This window comes from Halomonas bluephagenesis (assembly GCF_054790765.1).
The window spans coordinates 2,277,790-2,300,166 of record NZ_CP133631.1; the positions used below are offsets into that span (position 1 = coordinate 2,277,790).

24 protein-coding genes are annotated in these 22,377 nt (G+C 52.5%); 9 read left to right on the forward strand and 15 right to left on the reverse strand.

Annotation, left to right across the window (positions count from 1 at the left end):
* Window positions 1-42 precede the first annotated feature (42 nt).
* On the reverse strand, window positions 43-417 hold the full coding sequence (locus REH51_RS10155; protein WP_009723870.1) for a DUF2237 family protein: 375 nt from the start codon (window positions 415-417) through the stop codon (window positions 43-45).
* A 241-nt stretch (window positions 418-658) separates the two neighbouring features.
* On the opposite strand from REH51_RS10155, the gene gloA reads away from it, so the two are divergent.
* Together gloA and REH51_RS10165 are read left to right on the forward strand one after the other, a co-directional pair.
* On the forward strand, window positions 659-1,192 hold the full coding sequence (gloA, locus tag REH51_RS10160) for a lactoylglutathione lyase (RefSeq protein WP_498935608.1): 534 nt from the start codon (window positions 659-661) through the stop codon (window positions 1,190-1,192).
* 2 nt (window positions 1,193-1,194) lie between these two features.
* Window positions 1,195-1,560, forward strand: coding sequence for a DUF6164 family protein (locus REH51_RS10165; RefSeq protein WP_009723868.1), 366 nt, complete (start codon window positions 1,195-1,197; stop codon window positions 1,558-1,560).
* 21 nt (window positions 1,561-1,581) lie between these two features.
* Here the strand turns inward: REH51_RS10165 and REH51_RS10170 are convergent, their stop codons facing one another.
* From REH51_RS10170 to REH51_RS10190, 5 genes are all read right to left on the reverse strand, one after another.
* Window positions 1,582-2,274: a cupin domain-containing protein gene (locus REH51_RS10170; RefSeq protein ID WP_009723867.1), complete on the reverse strand. Its 693-nt coding sequence runs from the start codon at window positions 2,272-2,274 to the stop codon at window positions 1,582-1,584.
* 120 nt (window positions 2,275-2,394) lie between these two features.
* A complete protein-coding gene (locus tag REH51_RS10175) occupies window positions 2,395-3,453 on the reverse strand; it encodes a metal ABC transporter solute-binding protein, Zn/Mn family (protein WP_498935610.1) in 1,059 nt (352 codons plus the stop codon).
* Window positions 3,454-3,481: 28 nt separating this feature from the next.
* On the reverse strand, window positions 3,482-4,372 hold the full coding sequence (locus REH51_RS10180) for a metal ABC transporter permease (RefSeq protein WP_498935612.1): 891 nt from the start codon (window positions 4,370-4,372) through the stop codon (window positions 3,482-3,484).
* Window positions 4,356-5,090: a metal ABC transporter ATP-binding protein gene (locus REH51_RS10185; RefSeq protein ID WP_039869388.1), complete on the reverse strand. Its 735-nt coding sequence runs from the start codon at window positions 5,088-5,090 to the stop codon at window positions 4,356-4,358. Before REH51_RS10185 ends, REH51_RS10180 begins: the two co-directional genes overlap by 17 nt.
* A gap of 340 nt (window positions 5,091-5,430) precedes the next feature.
* The gene (locus REH51_RS10190) at window positions 5,431-6,111 is read right to left on the reverse strand and encodes a hypothetical protein (protein WP_009723863.1); all 681 of its coding nucleotides are present in this window, start codon (window positions 6,109-6,111) and stop codon (window positions 5,431-5,433) included.
* 160 nt (window positions 6,112-6,271) lie between these two features.
* On the opposite strand from REH51_RS10190, the gene REH51_RS10195 reads away from it, so the two are divergent.
* Window positions 6,272-6,469, forward strand: coding sequence for an HD domain-containing protein (locus tag REH51_RS10195; protein WP_083817076.1), 198 nt, complete (start codon window positions 6,272-6,274; stop codon window positions 6,467-6,469).
* A gap of 235 nt (window positions 6,470-6,704) precedes the next feature.
* On the opposite strand, the gene REH51_RS10200 is transcribed toward REH51_RS10195, so the two are convergent.
* Entirely contained in the window at window positions 6,705-7,019 is a 315-nt protein-coding gene (locus REH51_RS10200) for a hypothetical protein (protein WP_009723861.1), read from the reverse strand.
* 307 nt (window positions 7,020-7,326) lie between these two features.
* The gene (locus tag REH51_RS10205; RefSeq protein ID WP_498935614.1) at window positions 7,327-8,262 is read right to left on the reverse strand and encodes an alpha/beta hydrolase; all 936 of its coding nucleotides are present in this window, start codon (window positions 8,260-8,262) and stop codon (window positions 7,327-7,329) included.
* 117 nt (window positions 8,263-8,379) lie between these two features.
* Between REH51_RS10205 and REH51_RS10210 the strand changes: the two genes are divergently transcribed.
* Complete coding sequence (locus REH51_RS10210; protein ID WP_498935616.1) at window positions 8,380-9,405, forward strand: acyltransferase family protein; 1,026 nt, start codon at window positions 8,380-8,382, stop codon at window positions 9,403-9,405.
* A gap of 30 nt (window positions 9,406-9,435) precedes the next feature.
* Here REH51_RS10210 and REH51_RS10215 read toward each other — a convergent pair whose 3' ends face one another.
* Window positions 9,436-10,059 carry a hypothetical protein gene (locus tag REH51_RS10215; RefSeq protein ID WP_498935618.1) on the reverse strand — a complete coding sequence of 208 codons (624 nt, stop codon included), beginning with the start codon at window positions 10,057-10,059 and terminating at the stop codon, window positions 9,436-9,438.
* 473 nt (window positions 10,060-10,532) lie between these two features.
* Between REH51_RS10215 and glnA the strand changes: the two genes are divergently transcribed.
* The 4 genes from glnA (at window position 10,533) to glnG (ending at window position 15,256) form a co-directional block, all read left to right on the forward strand.
* Window positions 10,533-11,939, forward strand: coding sequence for a glutamate--ammonia ligase (gene glnA, locus REH51_RS10220; RefSeq protein ID WP_009723856.1), 1,407 nt, complete (start codon window positions 10,533-10,535; stop codon window positions 11,937-11,939).
* A 111-nt stretch (window positions 11,940-12,050) separates the two neighbouring features.
* The gene (locus REH51_RS10225; protein ID WP_009723855.1) at window positions 12,051-12,578 is read left to right on the forward strand and encodes a DUF4124 domain-containing protein; all 528 of its coding nucleotides are present in this window, start codon (window positions 12,051-12,053) and stop codon (window positions 12,576-12,578) included.
* A gap of 192 nt (window positions 12,579-12,770) precedes the next feature.
* Window positions 12,771-13,829, forward strand: coding sequence for a nitrogen regulation protein NR(II) (glnL, locus tag REH51_RS10230; RefSeq protein ID WP_498935619.1), 1,059 nt, complete (start codon window positions 12,771-12,773; stop codon window positions 13,827-13,829).
* Window positions 13,826-15,256, forward strand: coding sequence for a nitrogen regulation protein NR(I) (glnG, locus tag REH51_RS10235; RefSeq protein WP_498935621.1), 1,431 nt, complete (start codon window positions 13,826-13,828; stop codon window positions 15,254-15,256). The genes glnL and glnG overlap by 4 nt, the downstream gene beginning before the upstream one ends.
* Before the next feature lie 49 nt (window positions 15,257-15,305).
* On the opposite strand, the gene REH51_RS10240 is transcribed toward glnG, so the two are convergent.
* The 4 genes from REH51_RS10240 to REH51_RS10255 all read right to left on the reverse strand — a co-directional run bounded on the left by REH51_RS10240 (window position 15,306) and on the right by REH51_RS10255 (window position 17,157).
* Window positions 15,306-16,151 carry a ChaN family lipoprotein gene (locus REH51_RS10240; RefSeq protein WP_498935623.1) on the reverse strand — a complete coding sequence of 282 codons (846 nt, stop codon included), beginning with the start codon at window positions 16,149-16,151 and terminating at the stop codon, window positions 15,306-15,308.
* A gap of 12 nt (window positions 16,152-16,163) precedes the next feature.
* Window positions 16,164-16,340: a DUF6435 family protein gene (locus REH51_RS10245; RefSeq protein ID WP_009723851.1), complete on the reverse strand. Its 177-nt coding sequence runs from the start codon at window positions 16,338-16,340 to the stop codon at window positions 16,164-16,166.
* A 167-nt stretch (window positions 16,341-16,507) separates the two neighbouring features.
* Window positions 16,508-17,017, reverse strand: a complete 510-nt coding sequence (locus REH51_RS10250; RefSeq protein WP_039869380.1) for a YqiA/YcfP family alpha/beta fold hydrolase — start codon at window positions 17,015-17,017, stop codon at window positions 16,508-16,510.
* 5 nt (window positions 17,018-17,022) lie between these two features.
* Entirely contained in the window at window positions 17,023-17,157 is a 135-nt protein-coding gene (locus REH51_RS10255) for an entericidin A/B family lipoprotein (protein ID WP_009723849.1), read from the reverse strand.
* A 1,044-nt stretch (window positions 17,158-18,201) separates the two neighbouring features.
* Here REH51_RS10255 and REH51_RS10260 point away from each other — a divergent pair.
* The gene (locus tag REH51_RS10260) at window positions 18,202-20,472 is read left to right on the forward strand and encodes an acetate--CoA ligase family protein (protein WP_498935625.1); all 2,271 of its coding nucleotides are present in this window, start codon (window positions 18,202-18,204) and stop codon (window positions 20,470-20,472) included.
* On the opposite strand, the gene REH51_RS10265 is transcribed toward REH51_RS10260, so the two are convergent.
* Both REH51_RS10265 and REH51_RS10270 read right to left on the reverse strand, forming a co-directional pair.
* Window positions 20,457-20,996, reverse strand: coding sequence for a phosphatase PAP2 family protein (locus REH51_RS10265; RefSeq protein ID WP_498935627.1), 540 nt, complete (start codon window positions 20,994-20,996; stop codon window positions 20,457-20,459). The two genes, REH51_RS10260 and REH51_RS10265, sit on opposite strands and share 16 nt — an antisense overlap.
* The gene (locus tag REH51_RS10270) at window positions 20,959-22,164 is read right to left on the reverse strand and encodes a glycosyltransferase family 4 protein (RefSeq protein WP_498935629.1); all 1,206 of its coding nucleotides are present in this window, start codon (window positions 22,162-22,164) and stop codon (window positions 20,959-20,961) included. The genes REH51_RS10265 and REH51_RS10270 overlap by 38 nt, the downstream gene beginning before the upstream one ends.
* Between the last annotated feature and the right edge of the window lie 213 nt (window positions 22,165-22,377).

The window sequence follows — 22,377 nt, forward strand, 5'->3', positions numbered from 1 at the left end:
GAAGGTTTGCATAGAAATTCCAGAGGTTCATAACGGATGCGCTTAATGCACGGCGTCTAATGCATGCTGTCGCAGCGTAATGAGTGGGATGATCTCTAGCGTTTTCTCATGGGTACCAGACAGTACAATCGGTGGGGCCAAGCCAACCTGGGCAGCTTCTTGCCAGCGACTGGCACAGATGCACCAACGGTCACCGGGTTGCAGGCCTGGAAATCCATACTCTGGGCGTGGAGTCACTAGGTCGTTGCCTTGGGCTCTTGAAAACGTTAGAAATTCTGCGGTTACCATCGCGCATACTGAGTGTCTGCCAGCATCATCAGGCCCCGTGCGGCAAAAGCCGTCACGATAGAAACCGGTCTTAGGGTCATGGCAGCATGGGGTTAACGGTTCACCCAGCACGTTGCGGTCACGAGACATGTTGGCTCCTCTCTCATAGACGCTCATAGGCTCTCATGGGGTGGGCTAGAAATATCTAAATAGTGCCCACAGTTACGGTATTAATACCGCATGTTGATGTAAGGTGTTCGAATCAGGAATTGATAAGCTGCATACTGCAAAGCTGATTGAATATTACAGGTGGTTAAAGTTTTGTACAGGTTTTAAGGTTCGTCAACGTATTTGTGTGCAAACAGTTTTTTAGAAAGAAATAGGAGAGCTTATGTCGTTTCAAGGCGAGCAGCATCCCGGTGTCGCATCCGCTGCGCCGCAAACCCAAGGGTTTCGCTTAAATCACACCATGCTGCGGGTGAAAGATCCCGAACGCGCACTAGCGTTCTACTCCAAGGTATTTGGAATGCAGGTACTACGCCGGTTGGATTTTGAAGAGATGCAGTTTTCGCTCTACTTCCTAGCCAATGTGGAAGACAGCGATAACGTGCCGGAAGATACTCAAACACGCACTGCCTGGACTTTCAGTCAGAAAGGCTTGCTGGAGTTGACGCATAATTGGGGTACAGAAGATCAGCAGGATTTTGCCTATCACGACGGTAACGCTGAACCCCAAGGGTTTGGTCATATATGCTTCTGCGTACCTGACTTAGAAGCTGCTCAAGCATGGTTTGATAAGCACGAAGCGACGTTCATCAAGCGTGCGGATCAGGGCAAGATGAAAGACGTTATCTTTGTCAAAGATGCAGATGGCTACTGGATCGAAGTGATTCAGGCAGACCGTATGGCGGGCATGGGCGACTAAATATGGCCCACTTGCTGTTTCGGCTGCGCCACGTAACGGATGAAGAGGCGCTGGAAGTACGCCAGCTGCTAGACGAGCAAGGCTTTGATGTGTATGAAACCCAAGCGGGTTTTTTTCGCCTGGGTGTCGATGCAATTTGGCTGCGTGACACCGCTCAGCGCGAGGCTGCTGAAGCGGCTCTGGCGGCGTATCAGGAAAACCGCCAAGCCAAAGCACGGCGAGAGCACGAAGAAGCGGTTGCCAGTGGCAATGCACCAACATTATGGCGGCGCTTCCTCGCCCACCCCGTGCAAGTCGTACTGGTAATAGTTGCCGTGGTGCTGATCGCCCTATTAACGCTGCTGCCGTTTATTGGCTTGGTAGGCTAGATTTGTAAACAGTTTTGTAGATTAGCTGGGTAGCTTAACAGCGGCTAAGTGCCCGCGTTTTAAATAAAGCTGCACGCCTTCGCTACCCGCGCGTAACTGAGGTGCCGCACCTACTGGGTAGCGGCACCAACTGCCGGTAGAGTACTCCTGCCCGTCACTGAGTAGCGAGCCCTCCAGCACAAAAAGCTCTAAACCACCGGCAAGCGGCGGATAAGACACCAGTGTATTGGCTTCCCAACGCTCTAGGCTGACCCGCTCTGGACCATACTGTTCTGAACTATAAGTGTGCAGCATTTTGTAAGTAATGCCGGGCCGCCGGTCGGGCTGCCAGGGTAAGCGGTGGGCAGGCACTGCCAACTGAAGAATGTCATTTTCATCAAACTGGTGCAGCTTCACCAAAATTAGTGCCCCCTCTTCGCCTATTTGCGGGGTATGGCCAGTGCCAATCGGGTTGCGCAAATAACTGCCTGCCGGATAGCGGCCGTGTTCATCGGCAAAGACCCCATCCAGCACCAAAATCTCTTCACCACCGCCGTGAGTATGGCGGCTGAACTGGCTATTCGGCGCGTAGCGTACCAGGCTAGTGGCTCTGGCTACTTCGTCGCCAATGCGGTCTAGCATCATGCGCTCCACACCAGCACTGGGGGAGTCCACCCAACGATACTGATCCGGCGTGACACAGGCAAAGTGGCTAAAATCGGCGTTCAGGCGCATGGTGTTGGCTCTTTGCAGGGGTGAATTCGCAGCAGTGGTGCAAGTCTCCCCATCCTCGGGGAAAAATGCAACGCAAAAAAATACCGCCAAGCGGCGGTATTCAATAGTTAACTTTTTCGCTTAATGATCATGACCATGATGGTCGTGTTCATGAGCATGATCGTCATGACCCGGCTGAGCCAATGCTGAGTGCAGCACGTTCGCATTATGACGCATCATGCCTAGGTAAGTGCCGGCATCGCCTTCACTGGCCAGTGCATCGGCATACAGCGTGCCAGCAATCGGTAGGCCGGGTTCTTCGGCGAGCTGATTGATGATCGCCTGGTTGGTCATGTTTTCATGGAACAGGGCCTGCACGTTTTCCTGTTCGATGACATCCACAAGTGCGGCCATGCTGGCGCCGCTGGGGTCAGCTTCGGTAGAAAGGCCGACCGGTGAAAGGAAGTTGACCCCATAAGCGTTAGAGAAGTAACCAAACGAGTCATGGCCAGTAATCACACTGGCGGAAGCGGGAATGTCACTCAACACGTCACGAATTTCACGATCAGCCTCGTCAATCTCCGCTAAATAACGCTCGGCGTTGGCCTGGTAGCTTTCAGCATTGGCGCTGTCGGCTTCGATTAAACCATCGCGAATATTGGTAACGTAGACCTTTGCTTGCTGCATATCTTGCCAAGCGTGCGGATCATCATCGCCGTGGTCATGCTCGTCGTGGCTGAGATCATCATGCCCGTGGTCGTCATGCCCGTGGTCGTCATGCCCGTGGTCGTCATGCCCATGGTCGTCATGCCCATGGTCGTCATGCCCATGGTCGTCATGGTCGTGCTCGGCAAAGGCGCGGGGCTGAATGCCGTTCGTTGCGGTGACCAGTGCGCCCGTATAGTCGCTCGACTCAATCAAGCGCTCCATCCAGCCCTCAAACAGCAATCCGTTAAAGACCACCACATCAGCGCCGGCCAACGCACGGGCGTCGCCTGGGCTTGGCGAATAGACATGAGCATCGCCGTCAGGGCCGACAAGCGATGTCACCTCAACATGCTCGCCGCCCACGTTTTCGACCATATCGGCCAAAATAGAGAAGCTGGTAACCACCTGAACGCGGTCGTTAGCCATTGCTGCAGGCAGTGCCAACATGGCAGAAACACCCACCCACCAGCGCGACGAAGAGAAAAGCGACATACAATGCTCCTTTAAAGATAACAAAGAGTTATGACGACTGTTCAAGTGCTAACGGCGTTGTCTTACGCCGCAGCTTAGCGGCTAAGCTGTGATAGCGGCCGAACAGTGCCGACAGTAGATAGCCCACCCCAGCCAGCAAAATAATGCTCGGCCCTGACGGGGTATCAAGATGAAACGAAATCAATAACCCGCCGGTACTAGCGATCATGGCTAATACCACGGCAATACCTATCAAACCTTCCAGCCGCTTACTCCAAAACCGCGCCGCAGTGGCAGGCAGCATCATTAAGCCCACGGCCATTAACGTGCCCAAGGTTTGGAAACCCGCGGTTAAATTCAGCACCAATAGCCCTAGAAAAACGCTATGTACCCAGCTGCTACGGCGGCTTTGCCCGCGTAAAAACAGTGGGTCTAAGCACTCCACGACCAGCGCGCGGAAAATAATCGCCAGAATAATCACTATCAGCGTGCTGATAGAGGCAATGAGCAGTAACGCTGTGGAGTTAATCGCCAAAATCGAGCCGAACAGCACATGGGTTAAGTCCACGCTACTGCCGCCCATGGATATGAGTAATCCCCCGGCCGCCAGCGAGATAATAAAAAAACTCGCCATAGCTGCATCTTCCCGCTGACCGCCCATTTTCGACACGGCCCCGGCAAGTAACGCCACCATCACGCCGAACAGAACGCCGCCAGCGCTCATCACCGGCAGAGAGAACCCGGCTAGCAAAAAGCCTAGTGCCACCCCAGGCAAAATAGCGTGGGCCATTGCATCGCCAATCAGGCTCATACCCCTTAACACCAGAAACACGCCCAGCGGCGGGGCAGCCAGCGAAAGTGCCAAGCCACCCACGACCGCACGACGCATAAAGCCATAATCGAAAGGGGCAACAAACCATGCATCAAGCAGTGCCAGCATGACGCCCTCCCAAAGCAAACGGCACGACTTTGGCCGATGCATGTTGGTGATTAAGCGCGCTAGGCGCGACCCAGCGACCATGGCCACCATTCAGCATCAAAACTTCATCGGCTAAGCGGCTCAGATGATCCATATCGTGCAGCACAATAATGATTGTCACGCCTTCATCGGCCATTTGGCGCAAAATACGGATCAAGATATCCACCGTATCGCTATCCACGTTGGCAAACGGCTCATCCAGTAACAAAAGCTCCGCTTCCTGCATCAACGTGCGGCCAATCAGTGCCCGCTGGCGCTGGCCACCGGAAAGCTCACCCAAAGGGCGGTGGGCCAAATGAGAAATACCCAAGCGCGCCATGATGTCGCGACCCTTGCGATAATGCGCCGCACAGTAGCCCTTCAACGCCCCGTGGCTTGGCCAACTGCCGGTCATCACCAACTCTTCCACGCTCATTGGAAAGGTAAGGTCCAGAGCTAGCTGCTGTGGCAACCATGCACGGCGTGCTTTATCAACGGTGCAAATCACGTTGCCGCTAATAGGCCGCAATTCTCCCATAACCGCCTGAATCAACGTGCTCTTGCCCGCCCCGTTGGCGCCGATAAGCGCCGTAATAGCACCGGGCTTTATGTCACCATCTACATGCTCAAGCACCGTGCGCCCGCCTTGGGCAAGGTGCAGGTCATGCAGCTGCAGGCGTGAAAGTGAACGCTCACTCATAGCGGCCACCCACTTGCCCATACCACTAAACCCCACAACGCCAACAGCGGCAGTGCCACCAAGCCCAACCGCTTCGTGGCGGATAACGACATCAGCGAAAAATGACAAGGACCTTCCTTGTTATGGCGATGCATATGCTCACTCATTGAGTGTCCTCGCTAACCAATAAATAAGTTATAACATAACAATTGGTGAAACCAAAAAAGAGGCCGATATTTTACGCGCTCCTGGTGTGCTGACAATCCTATTGCACTGACAATGTTAAATCGTGCTGACAGTACCAAGCGGGCGAATAAACGTGCCTCTTACATGGCCATGATATGCGGCTAGCAATAAGCGGCTAATAGCGCCAAGCAGCGCCAATTTGCTGGGGAGAGACTAGCAACGCATATTCGCCGTGCAAGGTAACAGGCCCAACCGATAGGCGAGCAGGCTGAAAACGGTTAATGGCACTGGAAGCTTGGTTAGGTTGCGTCCAAATTTGCAGCTCACTTACCAACATGCCGGTGGCAAAGTTCACTGCGCCATCCCGTGCACGGCCGTCGGCGGCAATCACGGCCCCGGCTAGGCTATTGACCACCAGTGAACTAATGCGCGTCTCAAGCCCACGGCGCTCTTGCTCCGCCTGGGCAAGTTCCAAGCCGAGTGCCTGTACGCCACTTAACTCACCACGTGCCTTCAACCGCTCGTACTCAACCAATGCCGCCTGATGCGGCTGTCGATCGATCAGCATGCCACCCAATGCCAACGCCGACTTCACTACACCCACGCGCGCATCAAAGCGGTCATCGCGGTTACTTGCTTCGCTCGATTGGTAAGCATTCAGCGCAAAACTTGCCGCATAAATCCCCGTCCAGCCTGCCCCCCACAACGCTGCATGGTTCGCCCCACGCTCAAACACGTCATCGTAAGCCGCCCAGTCAGTAGACGTTGGGGCTTGTGCCTGAGCCTGTGTTGACAAGGCAAACAGCGCCAGTGCGAAAGCCACCAGCGCAGAGCGTGAAAGACGAATACACCGCATGAGAAAACACCTGATCGTAGGAGAAATAGCGCTAAGCGTAGCACGCTATCAGTGAAGGTTAGTGTGGAATAGGGGTGGCCTAAGTATGACGAAGATCAATGGAGTTGCAGAGGGAAGGGTGGTTAGATGGAGTTCTTAGAAAAACGGTGGAGGGGAAGCGGTGGCTTACTATCACTACTGGGGCAAAGCGCAAGCTAAGGGAGGCGCTGTCGAGTGCCATCTTCTGCCATATCACAGCCTAGATGTAGCTGCCGTGGGTTGGTTATTGCTTTCTCCCGATAGGCCGCTGACGCAACGTCTTGCTGCCCAACTAAGCCTTGAGCGGTTCATCCCCGCACCCGCGGGGATGAACCGCTGATAGTTGTAAAGTCGGGCCACCGACGCCCGACCCCCGCACAGGCGACTAAGCTATATTAAACGCTCCAACGGATAGAGCCGCCACAGTGCGCTGCGCCCAGGCAGTTTTGAAGATGCACCGTTGCGCGGTGCTTTCGCGGGTGCGCCTGAGGCTTACCACGCGCTACTCGAAACGTGGTAGTGGGCGTGCTTTAGGCGTGCCGCGCACAGTGGTGGGGCATTTCCTTTGTGGATAGTTACTCTTTGTCGTCCTCGTCGTCTTCCCAGCGTTCCATGGCGCGCTTGTCATCGGGAAGTCGGACGATATCGCCTACCTTCAGCTTGTGGTGTGTGTCGTGGTGGTGCCCTTGACGGTCAAGTATGGCGGCGACGCTGCCAATGCTGACGGCATCTTCATCGCGATAGACTTCTACTTTTACTCGCACAATGCGGCCTTGGTAACGGGCAGAGAGCATGGCGCCTGGGTAGGGTGGTTTATGGTCTGGGTCATTTTTAAAAAACTCTGCGACGCTTGCGCTGCCTGGTTCATCCCATTCGATATGCTGATGCATTGTCAGTGTCCTTTTGCTGAGCGGTATCACGTAGCGTGAGGTTTAAGTGTAGTGTGCGTTGATGCAATTGAGCCAATGCGCACGGACACTGGTGGGGTGAGCGCTTAAAGTGACCGTCAGGGGATCTTGGACGACCCCTTGTCATGCGCTATTTGAACCGTCGGTGACGCCGTTTTGTCGTTGAGCGTTTAATACCCCGCTCGTCTGGTGTGCAGGGCAATGCGGCCTTTCGGCGTGTCGTTGATTGGTTGTCGGAAGAGAGCGAAGCGGCGCTGGGCCGCTGTTTTTCATTTAACCAAGCGGTGCTTTATTCAGTGGAATCAACGGCAGGGTGATCGATATGCTGAAACATAAAGTTTAAGGCGGCAGGAAGGCTGGCTCGCCATACGCGCCAGGTGTGGCCACCGGGGGAAAGATCAAGTCTCACGTCGCCCGGCTGAATGCGTTCCATCGTTTGGCGTAACAGGCGGGCGTGAAATTCTGCATCGTAAACATCGCTCCGCCCCGCACTGATATAAAGCGGCACTGGTGATATGTCGCGCGCTCCGGTTGTTCGTGGTGTGACTTGTAGCCGGTAATCCTCTAGGTGAGCCGTGTAATTAAGAGCTTCCCAGCGTTCGCGGTCAAATTGGCCTTGTTCGTTTAAAAATGCTGGGTGGCGGCGTGCCGATGAATTAGCAGGCGGCGTTGGCGCGTAACTGGCCGGGCTTAGGGCGGCAACAGCTGCGAACAGATCGGGTCGCTCTAGGGCAAAATTAAGCGCGCCGTAACCTCCGGCAGATAATCCCGCAACGCCTCGCAAGTGGCGTTCACTCCCGACATGATAGGTGCTTTCAATATGCGGCAGTAAGTCGTCAAAGAAAGCGCTGCGTGCTGCCTCGTTGTATCCATCTACCCACCAACTGCGGCTGCCGGGCATGATAAATACCGCCGGTGGCAGGTGGCCAGCTGCGATTAAGCGGTCAGCTGTTTGGGGGAGTTTGCCCCGTGCCACCCAGTCTCTCTCGTTTCCAAACGATCCATGAAGTAAATAAACCACTGGGTAAGGCGTAGACGCTTCCGTGTCATAGTTATCAGGTAAATACACGGTATAAGGGTAGTCATGGCCTAAGGTAGGCGAGAAGAACTGTTGGTAGGAAACATCGCCTGCTAAGGCGTGAGTGCTTAATAAAAGCCAACTCACTAGGCCCGTAATATGTCGTGCTAGCAGGGTAACGGGTCTTTTTTTCGATGTTCCAAACACGAAGCCTCCCGGAATTTAATGGCGTTATCGAAGTCGGACAACGCAGAGTGAGTCCCTGTTCAATTTACTGAAGGTAGCAGCCAACGGACTGATGCCAAGGAATCAGAGAGGGAGCGGATGCAAAAAATCGAGGAGATTTATTGGCTGCGTGCTTACGGGTGTATCGCGGTATTCCTGTTTCATTGGTTGGATCACTTGAATCAGCGCGTTGATAATGTAGTCACCGACCTAATGCGACTTCCTCTGGTGCTGGGTACGCCCATATTTTTGTTTATCTCGGTGTTTGTTTTTGCCGTTCGATACGATAAACAGGTACCTCCTGGTTTTCTTCTTCAGCGCGTTAAATACGTCATCCTGCCATATTTTGTGTACGGCTTTATTTACTCGACGGCAGAGTGGGTGCGGTTAGCGAATAGCGATAACCCTGTCGATTTTATAAACAATGCTAAAGAGTATTTTATTTATGCGGGATGGCATGGCTATTTTTTGATTATTGCCATGCAGTTTTACGCGGCGTATTGGTGCTATACCCACTTTCGGTTGTGGCGCTTTAATCCTGTGCCGTGGCTCTGGGGTGGGTGCTTAGTTAGCATGGCATACTGGGGGGTGGCGTATTGGTTGGACGTTGAGCCGCCTGGATATCTGTTATGGATTGCGCCGCTGGGATGGATATATCTGTTTTTTCTGGCGTTGGTGTTAGTTCGCTATTACCCGCTGGCCCCTCAGGCCGATCCGTTCGAGCAACCTAAATGGATGCAAAGGCTATCGCGTCCCTTTTGGTTACTTGGGTTTGTGGCGCTGATCATTGCACTCACGTTCGCAGGTTGGATAGCTTTCTCTTCAAAAGAGGTGTGGGTAATACCTTTCTTTGTGCTGTTTACACTTTGGTTAATGCATTATTTAAAAGGTCGCAAAGCGCCATGCTGGGTGCGTTATATCAATGCGTACTCGTTTGGTATTTATTTGGCCCACCCTATGTTTTTCGCGTTAACCGATACCGTCGTGGGGCCTTTTACATTGCCGCTCCTAGCCTATGCTGTGCTGTTAATTCTTGTCGGCGGTATTGGCTCTATCGTATTGAATAACATGGTTAATACCACGACGACGGGGGCAATGCTATTTGGCAAGCGTTTGAACGTCTAACCAGCGTGCCACTCATGCATAAAGATGGCATTAAGTGTCTGTGTGCGAGGAGGGAGGAGGTCGGTAGGGCTTGCTACTTATTGATGGTGAGTCGCGGTTAAGACCTGATGCTTCCAGGCTGAACGTTTGTAAACGGGTAGAGCATGCATAAAGGCGCTGTAGTAAATCGGTAAGCGCTGTTTCATCTAGTTCTGGGTCTAGGCCTCCTAACCGTTCTAACCACGTGCGCTTGATGGCTATGTAAGGAGGAACGGCAACGCCTGTGCCTAAGAAACGTTGGAATAGCCGCTCAGATAGACGGGGGGGGTCGCTGCCTATCAGAAATGCATCCAGCGTGTACGTGTCTAACTGGGGATAAAGTAAACACCACAGTTTGGCTTCTAGCGTCTGTTGCTGCATCGCAATCAGCAGCCAATCCGCTTGGCTGAGATACGCTGCTTGGTTGATCCTTTCGCCTAATGGCTGGGGAGGCGTAATAAGAAAATGAACACGGTAGCGCTGCTCAAAGTGTGAAATGCGCGGATCAGCGGTGGGGCCTGTCACGATAATGGGAAAGATGTGGTCTGCTAAGCCTGTTTGGCGAATAGCGCGCAGGTGACGTGGTAAAAGGACACCTGTGACTGACGCATCAACAATAAAGCAGACCGTGCCCATGTGAGTGGCTTCCTGTGTTATGAAACCTGTTTGTTATGAAATCTATCCATTTGTAAGTAATTGTAGGTGTGAGTTTCTTTTAGTATCAAGCTAAAGTTTGCGGGAATGTGTAAAAATAGTAGATGTTATTCATGCACCATTTTAGTGCTGATGGGTTTTAGGTTGATCGTTATTGGTGCGATTTTCTAGGTTGTGTGGCTATTTTGAGCTGAATCCGTTTTAGTGCACAGCGTTATGCCACATGAAGAAGCATGGCATTTTATTTTTTAGTATTTATAAAACAATAGCTTGTTATTTTTTTATGCCATATTGGTGCAGTGTTGGCATGCTCTGTGCTTAGTATTAGGCAGCGGCTAGCGGGGCGTAGGCAGATGCCTTTCGGCGTGCTACAACAATAGCCGGTTTGTTTAATAACTCTTTTATCGGTAGCTTACTGTCATAAGCTTTAAGCCACGTTCATACCGGAGGACACTATGTCAGCCAAGACTCTCGCGCTAATCGAAGAACATGATGTTAAATGGGTAGACCTGCGTTTCACCGACACGCGCGGTAAAGAGCAGCACGTCACCGTACCGGCACGGGACGTGGACGAAGAGTTTTTCGAGAACGGTCAAATGTTCGATGGTTCCTCTATTGAGGGCTGGAAAGGCATTAACGAATCCGACATGATTCTTCGCCCTGAAGATGGTACCGGTTTCCTCGACCCCTTCACTGAAGACGCTACCCTGATCCTGCGTTGTGACATCATCGAGCCTGCCACCATGCAGGGCTATGACCGCGACCCGCGTTCCATTGCTAAGCGCGCAGAAGCTTATCTGCAGTCCACTGGCCTGGGCGATACCGCTTTCTTTGGCCCTGAGCCTGAGTTCTTCATTTTTGACGAAGTACATTGGAAATCTGACATTCAGGGTTCTATGTACAAAATCACATCTGACGAAGGCGCCTGGGCGACCAATAATCAGGTAGAAGGCGGCAACTTGGGACACCGTCCGCGCGTTAAAGGCGGCTACTTCCCGGTTCCCCCGGTTGATAGTTTCCACGATATCCGTGGTGCAATGTGTAACACCCTGGAAGCGATTGGCCAGACCGTTGAGGTTCACCACCACGAGGTTGCTAACGCGGGTCAGAACGAAATCGGCGTTAAATTCAACACGCTGGTGAAGAAGGCTGACGAAGTTCAGGAAATGAAATACGTGATCCACAACGTGGCCCACGCTTACGGCAAAACCGCTACCTTCATGCCGAAGCCGCTAGTAGGCGATAACGGTTCTGGTATGCACGTACACCAGTCGTTCTGGAAAGATGGCCAGAACCAGTTCGCGGGTGACGAGTACGCGGGTCTTTCTGAAATGGCGCTTTACTACATTGGCGGGGTTATCAAGCACGCCCGTGCTCTGAACGCCTTCACTAACGCGTCTACTAACTCGTATAAGCGTTTGGTACCAGGCTTTGAAGCGCCGGTAATGCTGGCCTACAGCGCTCGTAACCGTTCTGCTTCTATCCGTATTCCGTACACGGCTAGCCCGAAAGGCAAGCGTGTAGAAACGCGCTTCCCTGATCCGACGGCCAACCCGTACCTGGCGTTCTCTGCCTTGTTGATGGCCGGTATCGACGGTATTAAAAACAAGATTCATCCTGGCGATGCCATGGATAAAAACTTGTACGATTTGCCGCCAGAAGAAGGTAAGTCAGTACCAACCGTTGCTAACAGCCTAGACCAAGCGCTGGAAGCACTCGATGCAGACCGCGCGTTCTTGACAGAAGGTGGCGTGTTCACTGATGAAATGATCGATGCATACATCGACCTCAAGATGGAAGAAGTAGAGCGCATTCGCATGACTACTCACCCCATTGAGTTCGATATGTACTACAGCTGCTAAGAACGGTTGTTAAGAACCGCTGCTAAAATCACCTTTGCGGTGTGATTAGCCTGAAAACCCCGCTTCCGGCGGGGGTTTTTTATGGTAGCAAACTGAGAAGGTGTACCAGTAATGATGAGTGGTCTACGTTTGCAACACAAAATGTGTTTATCCACAGGGGCTGCGCTACTGCTGTGCCTGTGGGTAAGCGCTGCGCAGTCACAAACGGTGTACCGTGTGGTGGATGAGCAGGGTAACGTGACCTTTACCGATAACCCTGATCGCGGCGGTGAAACGATGACGCTGGCACCGTTGCCTAGCGTTTCCACGTCTCCAGTCGCGGCGTCACCGCGTCGCCAGGGTCATCCAGGGCAGCCGTTTATGCCCTATGACCATTTTGCAATAGAGGTTCCTCAGGCAGAGGCATCGCTTCGAAAAGACCACACCGCGGTGGTCGTAGACGTTGTTCCACCGCTTCGAGAAGATCATCGAATTCAATTGTTGGTGAACGGTGAGATAAGCCAGTCGGCGCTGCACAGCGACGCTTTTTGGCTTGCTGGCCTAACGACTGGCCAGCATCAGCTGCAAGCCGAGCTGCTAGACAGTGGAGGGCGTGTTCAGCACCGCACTGATCCGGTGAGTATTTTTATTGTTGATTAACTGCGTGCACTATAATGGTGCGTTAAGTGATGAGATGATCGCGCGGGCTGCGCTATAACGGCTCGCTACGCCCCCGCCCACTGCTCATTAGCCGTGCATATGGCCGTTTATGCTTAATTGGCGCGCTTTTTGCAGTTTCTCTTCTGAATGTTAACAACACTATCTTTTTAGAGCATCGTTTCAGGACACGCCATGTACCAGCGCTTACTTGAACATCTCACCACCGCAGTCTTGCTGCTAGACGGTGAACTCCGTGTTCGCTGGATGAACCCAGCAGCGGAAGCGTTGCTGGCAGTGAGTTTTAGCCGTGTGCAGGGCATTAGTTTAGATACGCTGTTAGGCGGTGATGAGAGTATTGATGATGTCCTCGCCAAAGCGCGAGATGCCTTTCATCCCTATACCCAGCGCGAAGCACGCATTACGCCGCTGAACAGCGAGGCATTAACGGTGGACTACACCGTAACGCCGCTCTCAGCCGATGAGCTGTTGTTAGAAGTAGAGCCCCGTGATCGGCTGATGCAGATTTCCCGCGAAGAAGCGCTAACCACCCGGCAAGAGACCATCAAAGTGCTGGCACGGGGGTTGGCCCATGAAGTTAAAAATCCTCTGGGGGGAATTCGTGGCGCCGCCCAGTTATTGGAGCGCGACCTGGATGACCCGGCACTGCGTGAGTTCACCCATATTATTGTGGAAGAGGTGGATCGGCTCAGAGATTTGGTTGACTCCATGTTAGGCCCTAATCGCATTGTCAAACATGAGCCAGTCAATATTCATAAGGTGTTGGAGCGGGTGCGAGCGCTGCTGATTGCCGAGCATCCGCATGTTGAGATTCGTCGTGATTATGACCCGAGTTTGCCGGACCTTTCTGGCGATGAATCTCAAATGATCCAAGCGTTGTTGAACGTGGCACGAAACGCGGTGCAGGCCATGAGTGATGCAGGTACACCCTCGCCGGAGCTGACACTTCGCACCCGCGCGCGCCGCCAATTTACGCTGGGTGCTGAACGTCACCGATTAGTTAGCGAGGGGGGGGTGATTGATAACGGCCCTGGCATACCTGAAACGTTACGTGAAACGCTTTTCTATCCCATGGTTTCTGGGCGCGCTGAAGGTAGCGGCCTAGGGCTATCGATTGCTCAATCGATTTTGCACCAACATCAAGGATTGATCGAATGCGACTCACGCCCTGGACATACCGAATTTCGTTTACTGATTCCATTGGTTGTTAATTTCACCGGAGAAGCGTCATGACTGAGGCGACACAAACCGATGTAGCACGAGTGGTTATTGTCGATGATGACCGCGCCATCCGTTGGGTATTAGAGCGGGCTTTAGCGCAGCCAGACCTGGATGTAGAGTGTATTGAACGTGCCGATACTGCGCTGGAGCGATTATTAGAAAATCCACCGGATGTACTGGTGACTGACATTCGTATGCCCGGTATTGATGGGCTGGATTTAATGTCGCGGGTACGTGACGCGCCCCCTGCCCTGCCTGTGATTGTGATGACCGCGCATTCGGACCTCGACAGCGCCGTGGCATCCTATCAAGGCGGTGCATTTGAATACTTGCCTAAACCCTTTGATGTGGACGAAGCGTTGGCGTTGGTACGCCGTGCGGTAGCACATGCCAGGGAGCGTCAACGCCCTGTCAGCGTGCCGGAAGGGTTGAGCGCAGAGATTATTGGTGAAGCGCCTGCCATGCAGGAAGTGTTTCGCGCCATCGGGCGGCTTTCCCACTCCCACATCACCGTGTTGATTAACGGTGAGTCTGGGACCGGTAAAGAGCGTGTTGCTCAGGCGCTGCATCAGCATAGCCCGCGGGCAGGTAAGCCGTTTATTGCGCTGAATATGGCGGCTATTCCCCGAGACTTGATTGAGTCCGAGCTGTTCGGCCATGAGAAAGGCGCGTTTACTGGGGCGGCACAACAGCGCCAAGGGCGCTTTGAGCAGGCTAACGGCGGGACGCTGTTTCTAGATGAAATTGGTGATATGCCCGCCGAAACGCAAACGCGCTTGCTACGCGTGTTAGCCGACGGTGAGTTCTATCGTGTGGGCGGCCATACTCCGGTAAAAGTCGATGTGCGTATTATTGCCGCTACCCACCAGAACCTTGAATCGTTAGTCGATGATGGGCGATTTCGGGAGGATTTGTTCCACCGTTTAAACGTAATTCGCGTTCATTTGCCGCGCCTGTCCGAGCGCCGGGAAGATATTCCGCGTTTAACGCGTCATTTCTTAGCGGAAGCAGCCAAAGAGTTGACCACAGATATCAAAGTGTTAACGCCCGAGGCAGAAGCGCACCTTACTCGTTTGCCCTGGCCGGGTAATGTTCGCCAATTAGAAAATATTTGCCGTTGGTTAACGGTAATGGCCTCCGGTCGCGAAATTCTCATTGAGGACTTACCCCCGGAACTGCGCTCTGTAGATGCTTCTGAAAGCAGCGTTCATGGCGACTGGCGTTCCGCTTTCAGGGATTGGGCGGACCACGCCCTGGCGGAAGGCCATACCCACTTATTGGAGGAAGCCGTGCCGGATTTTGAGCGTATTTTGATTGAAACTGCGCTGAAACATACCGGTGGCCGCAAAGGGAAAGCCGCAGAATTACTCGGTTGGGGGCGTAATACGCTGACCCGTAAATTAAAAACGCTGCTGCCTGCGCTGGCAGATGATGCCTAACCGGTCATTCTTTGAGCAAACAGCTTGGTAGCGACCAATCTGTTAGTGGTCACTCTGCTGGCAGCACAAAGACGGCATCGGCTAGTGCGGGATCGGGTGGTTCACAGGCTTCTGCTGACCAGGGAAGTAAGCTAAAAGTGTGTTCCACCCCCAGCCCATCAAGTTGATGTGGCACACCGTCGTGGTAAATCACATGGCCCAAGCCCATTAAGCCAACGGCCAATGAGCCCTGTGCGGCGGCGTTAGCAAGCCCTTCGGCCATGGCAACATCCCAGCTAAGTTGAGCCTGTAGAAAGCGTCTCAGCATGGCGGGGGCGTCGTCACCCATTGCATGCTGGTCAAAGATTTCTTTTAAACGCATTTCATAGCCAGCGCTTGGTGGTAACGGTGCAGGTATATGATGCCGCTGTTCGGCAGGCACGCTGGTGAAGTCTTCACGCGCTAAGCGCTGACGCAGTTCGGGAGTAATGTTCAGGGCGATCAGAGGAATCTGTTGAACACGAGCAAAATGGAAAATGGGTAAATAAAGGTCAGCATCAAATCCCCAGGTCTCTTCCCAGCGGGATTGTTCCAACAGCTCTTCTTCGGATAGCAAACCCGCAACCCAATCATCGAGTACTGATTGCGCTTCCCGGGGCAGCATTTCTAACCCGATGACCATATCGTCACGCAGCGCGTAAAGCCCCGCCAGGGTGTGCAGCTGCCAGCGGTGGTGATCAACGGCATCATGCTGTTCGCCCAGGAGGACAACCTGATGCTGCGTTGCTTGGGCTAAAATAGCGCTGTTAGAAACAGCATGTTGCGACTGCCACCACTGGCCGGGGAGGGGGCAACTAGCGTGGGCTGCCAAGGGGAGCCAGCTAAGTGCCACAGCAGCGATGAAGTGATGGCGCATGGGCGTTGTGTCCTAGCCTTCTTCTGCTTTAAGGCGGTTGATCTCAGCAAGAATAGCTTCTGCTTCTTCCGTCAGCGTGGCATTGGCCCTCATGTCACCATTGCGTGAAGCTTCCATTGCTGCCTGTAATTTACGTTCGTAATCCTGCTGGAGCTTTTTCTTGGGATCTCGTTTAAATAGTCCAAACATGAGCGCTCTCCTGTGTTTTGTACACTATTTGTATAGCTTTGTTTGGCGGATGTCGACTATTTGTTGTAACACTTTGTTAGCTGGAGGGCGTGTGCGATTCACGTTGTTCTAAAAATGCGGTTTTAAAAATACAGTTCTAAAAGATGTAACTTTTAAAGACACCGCTTTTAAAGACACCGCTCTAAAAATTGCTCGAAATCGGAAAGTATTGTATCGAGGCTGTTGTGAAGGCGATGGTCATCGTCAATCATGCGTAGCGAAAGCCGTTGACGGCGGGCATGTTCAATCACTGGACCGGGTGGCACGACATCGTCTCGCCATCCATGAATGATATGCGTGTGTTGCGCTTGCAGTGTGATAGAGGTTTGCGGGTAATCTGGTAGGCCAAGGGCAGGGGCTAATAAAAAGCAGCCTAGCACGGGTTCATGAGCACTCACCGCTGCACTTAACCATCCGCCGAGGCTGGAGCCCGCCATAACGCAGTTAGCAAGCGTGTCGTTTCGCTCGGCAATCACGGCAAGCAAATGCTCTAAACGCTCCTGGGGCTCCTTCATACCACGGTAATCCATGACCACGGGTTCGCAGTTATCTAGCTGCTCAGCAACCCCTTTTAACGCTTGTACTTTCAAAGCGCCAGGTCCGCTTTCCAGGCCGTGTGAAAGGTATACGGTCATCATAGCCATTAACTACCTGCGGAGCGCTGAATAGCTTCGCCACCGCGCTCAATGTCTTCGCCTGCGCCGCGGATAGTATTGCAGCCGCTTATTACTAGAAGTGTCACCATCATCAATAAACTGATAGCCATTACACGTTTCATCGAATGATCCCTCATCAGCTGAGTGCCCGTAGATAGGTTCTAGGTGCGCTGTCATTAAAAATAATCGTTGCAGGCGGTTGGGGCCATCGATTTTCTACCGATTGAACGCTAGCTGACCGTGCGATTTTGTCGCATGTGTCAGTTTTAGCCATGAAATAACTGCTTTTATGGCTATAGTTGGCATTAATGTTGTTTTTTAAGATATTGTTTTTAATGTTTTTTTTTGTTTTTGGCGGTATTTGGCCTGTTGTCTGCAATGACTTAGGTACATGCGTAATGTTGTAAACCTTAAATTTTAAGTGACATTGATACCATCAACGTTTAGCAGCCCAGTAAACAGCGTGAGCAGGCTAATAGGTAATTAGGGAAGGCACGGAGCCATATTAGCAGAAGGACGTGAAAGGACACTTAGCCTGCTCACCCTTATCAGTGTAAGGAAACGCTGATCATCACCGCCATGGAGCGGCAGCGATGCAAAATCACCATCTCGTGAAAGCGAGGTGGGTTTTTTGCGTTAATTTATTTTCTATAACGTTTTGATTTATTGGAATATTTAACTTTACCTGACTTCCTGAACAGCTTTTGTATCAATGGTCGTGACATTTTGGTCTATCCTCTGGTGTAAACCAAAACTCAGCGGTTAGAAGACGTCAACGTAGCAGCCGCATACTTCCAGGGACAAGCGCTATGGCGATGGTATTGATGTTATGCATGTTTGTGCTGTTTCTAGGGTTTTCGGGGGTCGGCCTTTATATGATGTTCAAGACATCATTTATGACCACAGTAGAGGATCGTGACGACATGCCTCCGGATATGTGAACCATCGACCATTGGTATCAATTTCTTTCTAAAAAGCCCGCTATCGCGGGCATTTTTGTTTGATGATGGCGGTGTTTCTTTGTTTTTTAACCTCTCATACAACGTCAAAAATTAAACAAAGTAAACTTGGCTTTGCTTCGCTGTATACCTCAAGACGCTATGTTATAAGAGTGGCCCACATCACTACGCTGCTGTGTTCGCTCGTTGATCTTTAGGTAAGCATTTATGTCTCAGAATCTATCTGCCAATCCTTCCTCAGCACCCAAGGCTTCGTTCTGTAATTTGCGTTTGGATCTTAGCGAGTTGCGCGCCACGATGGGAGCAAGAGGGCGGTTGGTGGAGCCTACGCTTACCTGTAGGGTCAAAATAAGCGGTAACATGGTGCGCGCTAAGGTACTGCATCAACGGTTACGTCTTTTGGTGCCGTCACTTTGGCCCAGCCAGCCGATTCTGGAAGCGCCGCCTGAGGTTTGGCCGCAGCACTTCATCGTTGCTGGCCAGCGGGCCGGGTTGGTTCAGGCATCACCAAGTGACGTAGTCATGTATGACACCCTTCGAGCACTGGGTGAGTGGCTAGTCGCCTTGACGGTTGCTCTGCAGCGTACTGCTTACGAGTCTACCTATCAGGGGCAGGTACTGGCCGTTGAAAAAAATACGGTTTTGATTGGGTTGCCGTGGACGCGTTTGGCAACGGCTAAAGGGGCTTTGCGTTGGGCGGCACAGCACTTGATTGCTTGGTCAGCCAATGGTGAATCTGCGGATAGCGAGCCATGGCACGATGACTTTCAAAAGTGGTTAAGAAACGCCCAACAAAGTGGCAATAATATCATTACCCAAGGTTTTATCATGGCGGGGCGGCGGCGCGAGCTGCCGGTCACTCGATTGTCGCCCGATGCTTTTCAGCTAGGCTGGGGGAGTGCTCAGGTGCACTGGGAGAGCTCTTGCTTCCGGGATTCAATGGTGGCCGGACGAATGGCCAATTATAAACACTTATCAACCCGGCGGCTTGAACAGGTCAGTATTCCTGTGCCGAAAACCCATGTGGTCACTACGCAAGAGGCTGCCGCACAAGCCGCTGAAATCTTGGGATACCCGGTTGTGGTTAAGCCCCTGAATAATGATCGTGGCGAGGGCGTCTTTTCCAACCTGCATAGCCAGGCTGAACTGATTAGTGCTTTTAAAAAGGCGGCAGAGTTTAGTTCGAATATTATTGTTCAGCGCCATGTGCAGGGTGAAGATTACCGTCTGCTCGTCGTCAACGGAAAATGCTTGGTTGTTACACGTCGTGACCCGGCAGCGGTGGTCGGGGATGGAAAGCATACTATTAAAGAACTGGTAGATATCGCCAACCAGGATCCTCGACGAGGTGATTCAACTCGCAGCTATCTGATTAAGTTGGCGTTGGACGATATCTCTCTTGAGGTGTTAGCACAGCAAGGTATCGAGGCAGATACCATTCCTGCAAGCGGTGAGAAAGTTCTCTTGCGCCAAATAGCTAATTTTTCTACCGGTGGCACGGTAGAAGATGTGACCGACCGAGTGCACCCTGATAATGCTCTGCTGGCCGTTCGTGCTGCTCGTGCCATTGGCTTAAGTATCGCGGGCGTGGATCTACTAATTTCTGACATTGAGCGTTCATGGCGCGAGGTGAACGGGCATATTATTGAAGTCAACGGTGGCCCAGGGCTTCGTTTGCATTGGCTGGGTAACCCGACGCGGGACCTTAACGGCGAAATTCTTGATCAAAGTCTCGGCAAACATCAGCTGAGAATTCCTACTGCCGCAGTGCTGGGCTTGGCCCGCAATGGTTGCGAAAATCCCGCCGCGCGAATTTGTCGAATGTTGCATCATTTACTTGTTGCTAACGATGGCAGCCCAGGGACTACTACATCACAAGGTGTTTTCATCAACAGTGAGCAAATCAGCACTCAAAGCTCTGTCTCTTCCGGAACAGTGCCTGCGGCGTTGTGTGATGCCAGCGTTGATGCTGCTTTCTTCGAGCTATGGCCTACTCTATTGGAGGCATACGGCCACTTCTGTGATCGCTATGAGGTGCTGGCGCTGTACGAGGCGGATGAATCGCTTAGCAATAACGTGTCTGATTGTTTGGCCCGTGTTGGCCATTCAGTGGTGATTAATGCCGACTCAGAGAGTGTGCGGGCACTGCGTAAAGAGATATCGGCAGGCTGTCAATCAGTGTTGGTTTCTATCACCGCGGATAACCCTGACCTAGTCGCTCATCGTACACAGGGTGGAGAAGGGCTCACCATTGCGTTTCACCAGGGAGCGCGCTGGATAGTGGCATGCCAAGGTAACGACGAGAAGCCACTGTTGTCAGTCAATGTCTTAAGCTACTTACATGATGCCTTGGGAGACGCTGGTTTACGCGAGGCGATGGTTGCGTTAGCGATTGCCCATGCTCATGGAATGCGCTGGGAAAATTTGATTATGCCGATGGTTTCTTTCCCCTTGAAACAGCATTACCCCATCCAATAAAGACTCAGTAGCGCAAAACCATAGCCCATGGCTGCACCGGCAATGACATCACTGACATAGTGAAGCCCGAGCCCCACCCGTGAAACGGCGATCAGTAAGCTAAGGGGAATCACAATAGGTAGCAGCCAGGGGGTATGAGCGGCTACCAACACGCTAAACATTACCGCATGCATGGTGTGACCACTGGGGAAGCTGTATTTGTCACGGGCAGGCTCGCCACAGTGGACGCCACCTAAGTAGGTGATAAACGGGCGTTCGCGACAGAGTCGCGTTTTTACCAACTTATAAATAGCGACCGCGAACAGTGCGATAGTGCTGTACTGCATGATGCGCCAAGCCCCGTTAGGCTGTAACCAGGGCTGTGCGGCGATTAATAATCCCCAGACAGGCCAGTCTCCCAGCTTACTCGCCGTTTGTAGCGTTAGCCGCCAGGGGCGATAAAGCGTTAGGTGTGTTACCCGCTGGCAAAGCTGCCATTCCAGCACATCAAGACGATCGAATACGACAAGCGGACGCGGACGCATGGTGGGTCTCCTGGGCGTTTTGTAAATAGCGTAAAAACTGCTCTGCGATTCCCGACCAGCTTTGCTCTAGTGCGCGTAGGCGGGCAATTCTACCTAGGCGGGCATAGTCAGCAGGGTGCTGGCATAGATCGACGGCAGCCTGTTGAAAGGCAAGCGTATCGCCAGGGGAAACGGTGGTGCCGTTGTATCCACTTTGAATCAGTTCAGCGCTGGCGGCATGGTGATAAGCCACGACTGCCAGCCCGCTGGCCATGGCTTCGGTCACCACATTTCCCCATGTTTCCGACTGAGAAGGGAAAATAAATATATCGGCACTGGCATAGTGGCGCGCTAATGCCTGTTTATTCACAAATCCGGTGAAATGGGCGTCTGGTAGCGCTTTTTGTAACTGAGCGCGGCCTGGGCCATCGCCGACAATGACGTGTGCCATATCGGGACGCACGTCACTCATGGCCTGCAGCGTTTCTTGCAACAACGCTAGGTTCTTTTCTGGGGCTAAGCGGCCCACGTACAACGCAACCGGTTGATGTTCGCTAACCCCCCACTGCTCGCGGAGTGTGTCGTCGCGGTGGGCCGGGGAAAAGTTATCGCCATCGATGCCGCGCGAGAGCACCTTTACATCGTGGATATCTTGAGCACGCAGTGCTTCGGCCTGTTGTTGAGTGGGCACAAGCGTAAGGTCGCAACCGTTATGGAAGTAGCGTAAATAACGCCGCGTGGCGGCAGCTAGCCAGGAAAACCCGTAATCATGGCAGTAGTGATCGAAATTAGTATGCCAGCCAGCCACCAGTGGTATGTTCAGTTGGCGCGCCGCCTGACGAGCTGCCCAGCCCAGCGGGCCTTGGGTGGCCAAGTAAACCACATCGGGACGCTGCTTCTGCCAGAAACGGCGCAGTTTGCCGGGGCTGGCAAGACCAATCTGTACTTCGTTATAACCGGGTAAGGCTACCCGCCGTACCAGAAGCTCTTGAGAAGGCCCTTGAGACGGTTCTTGATAAGGCCCTTGAGCAACATTGGTATTGGTGGTGCTATCAGCCATCTTGGGTTTAGGGCGAATAACATCCACTGTTACCCCTAACCGAGTAAGTTCACGACATAGCCTATTCAAGGTATGCGCAACACCGTTTATTTCTGGTGACCATGTTTCGCTAACGATACAGAGCCGCATGGGCGATTCATCCCTTTATCACGTTTTTACTCACTACTTAATTCACTATGCGCAGCGACAGTGACACTGCCAAGACAGCCTAGTGAACATGGGATGACAGTCCGCCATTTTTAATGGTGATACCGTTAGCGAATGATGATGGATTAGCAGATCAAGATGTCGGGCAGGTTGCATTTTCATAGTTATCAAAAAAAGCGCTAAAAAATAAAACTT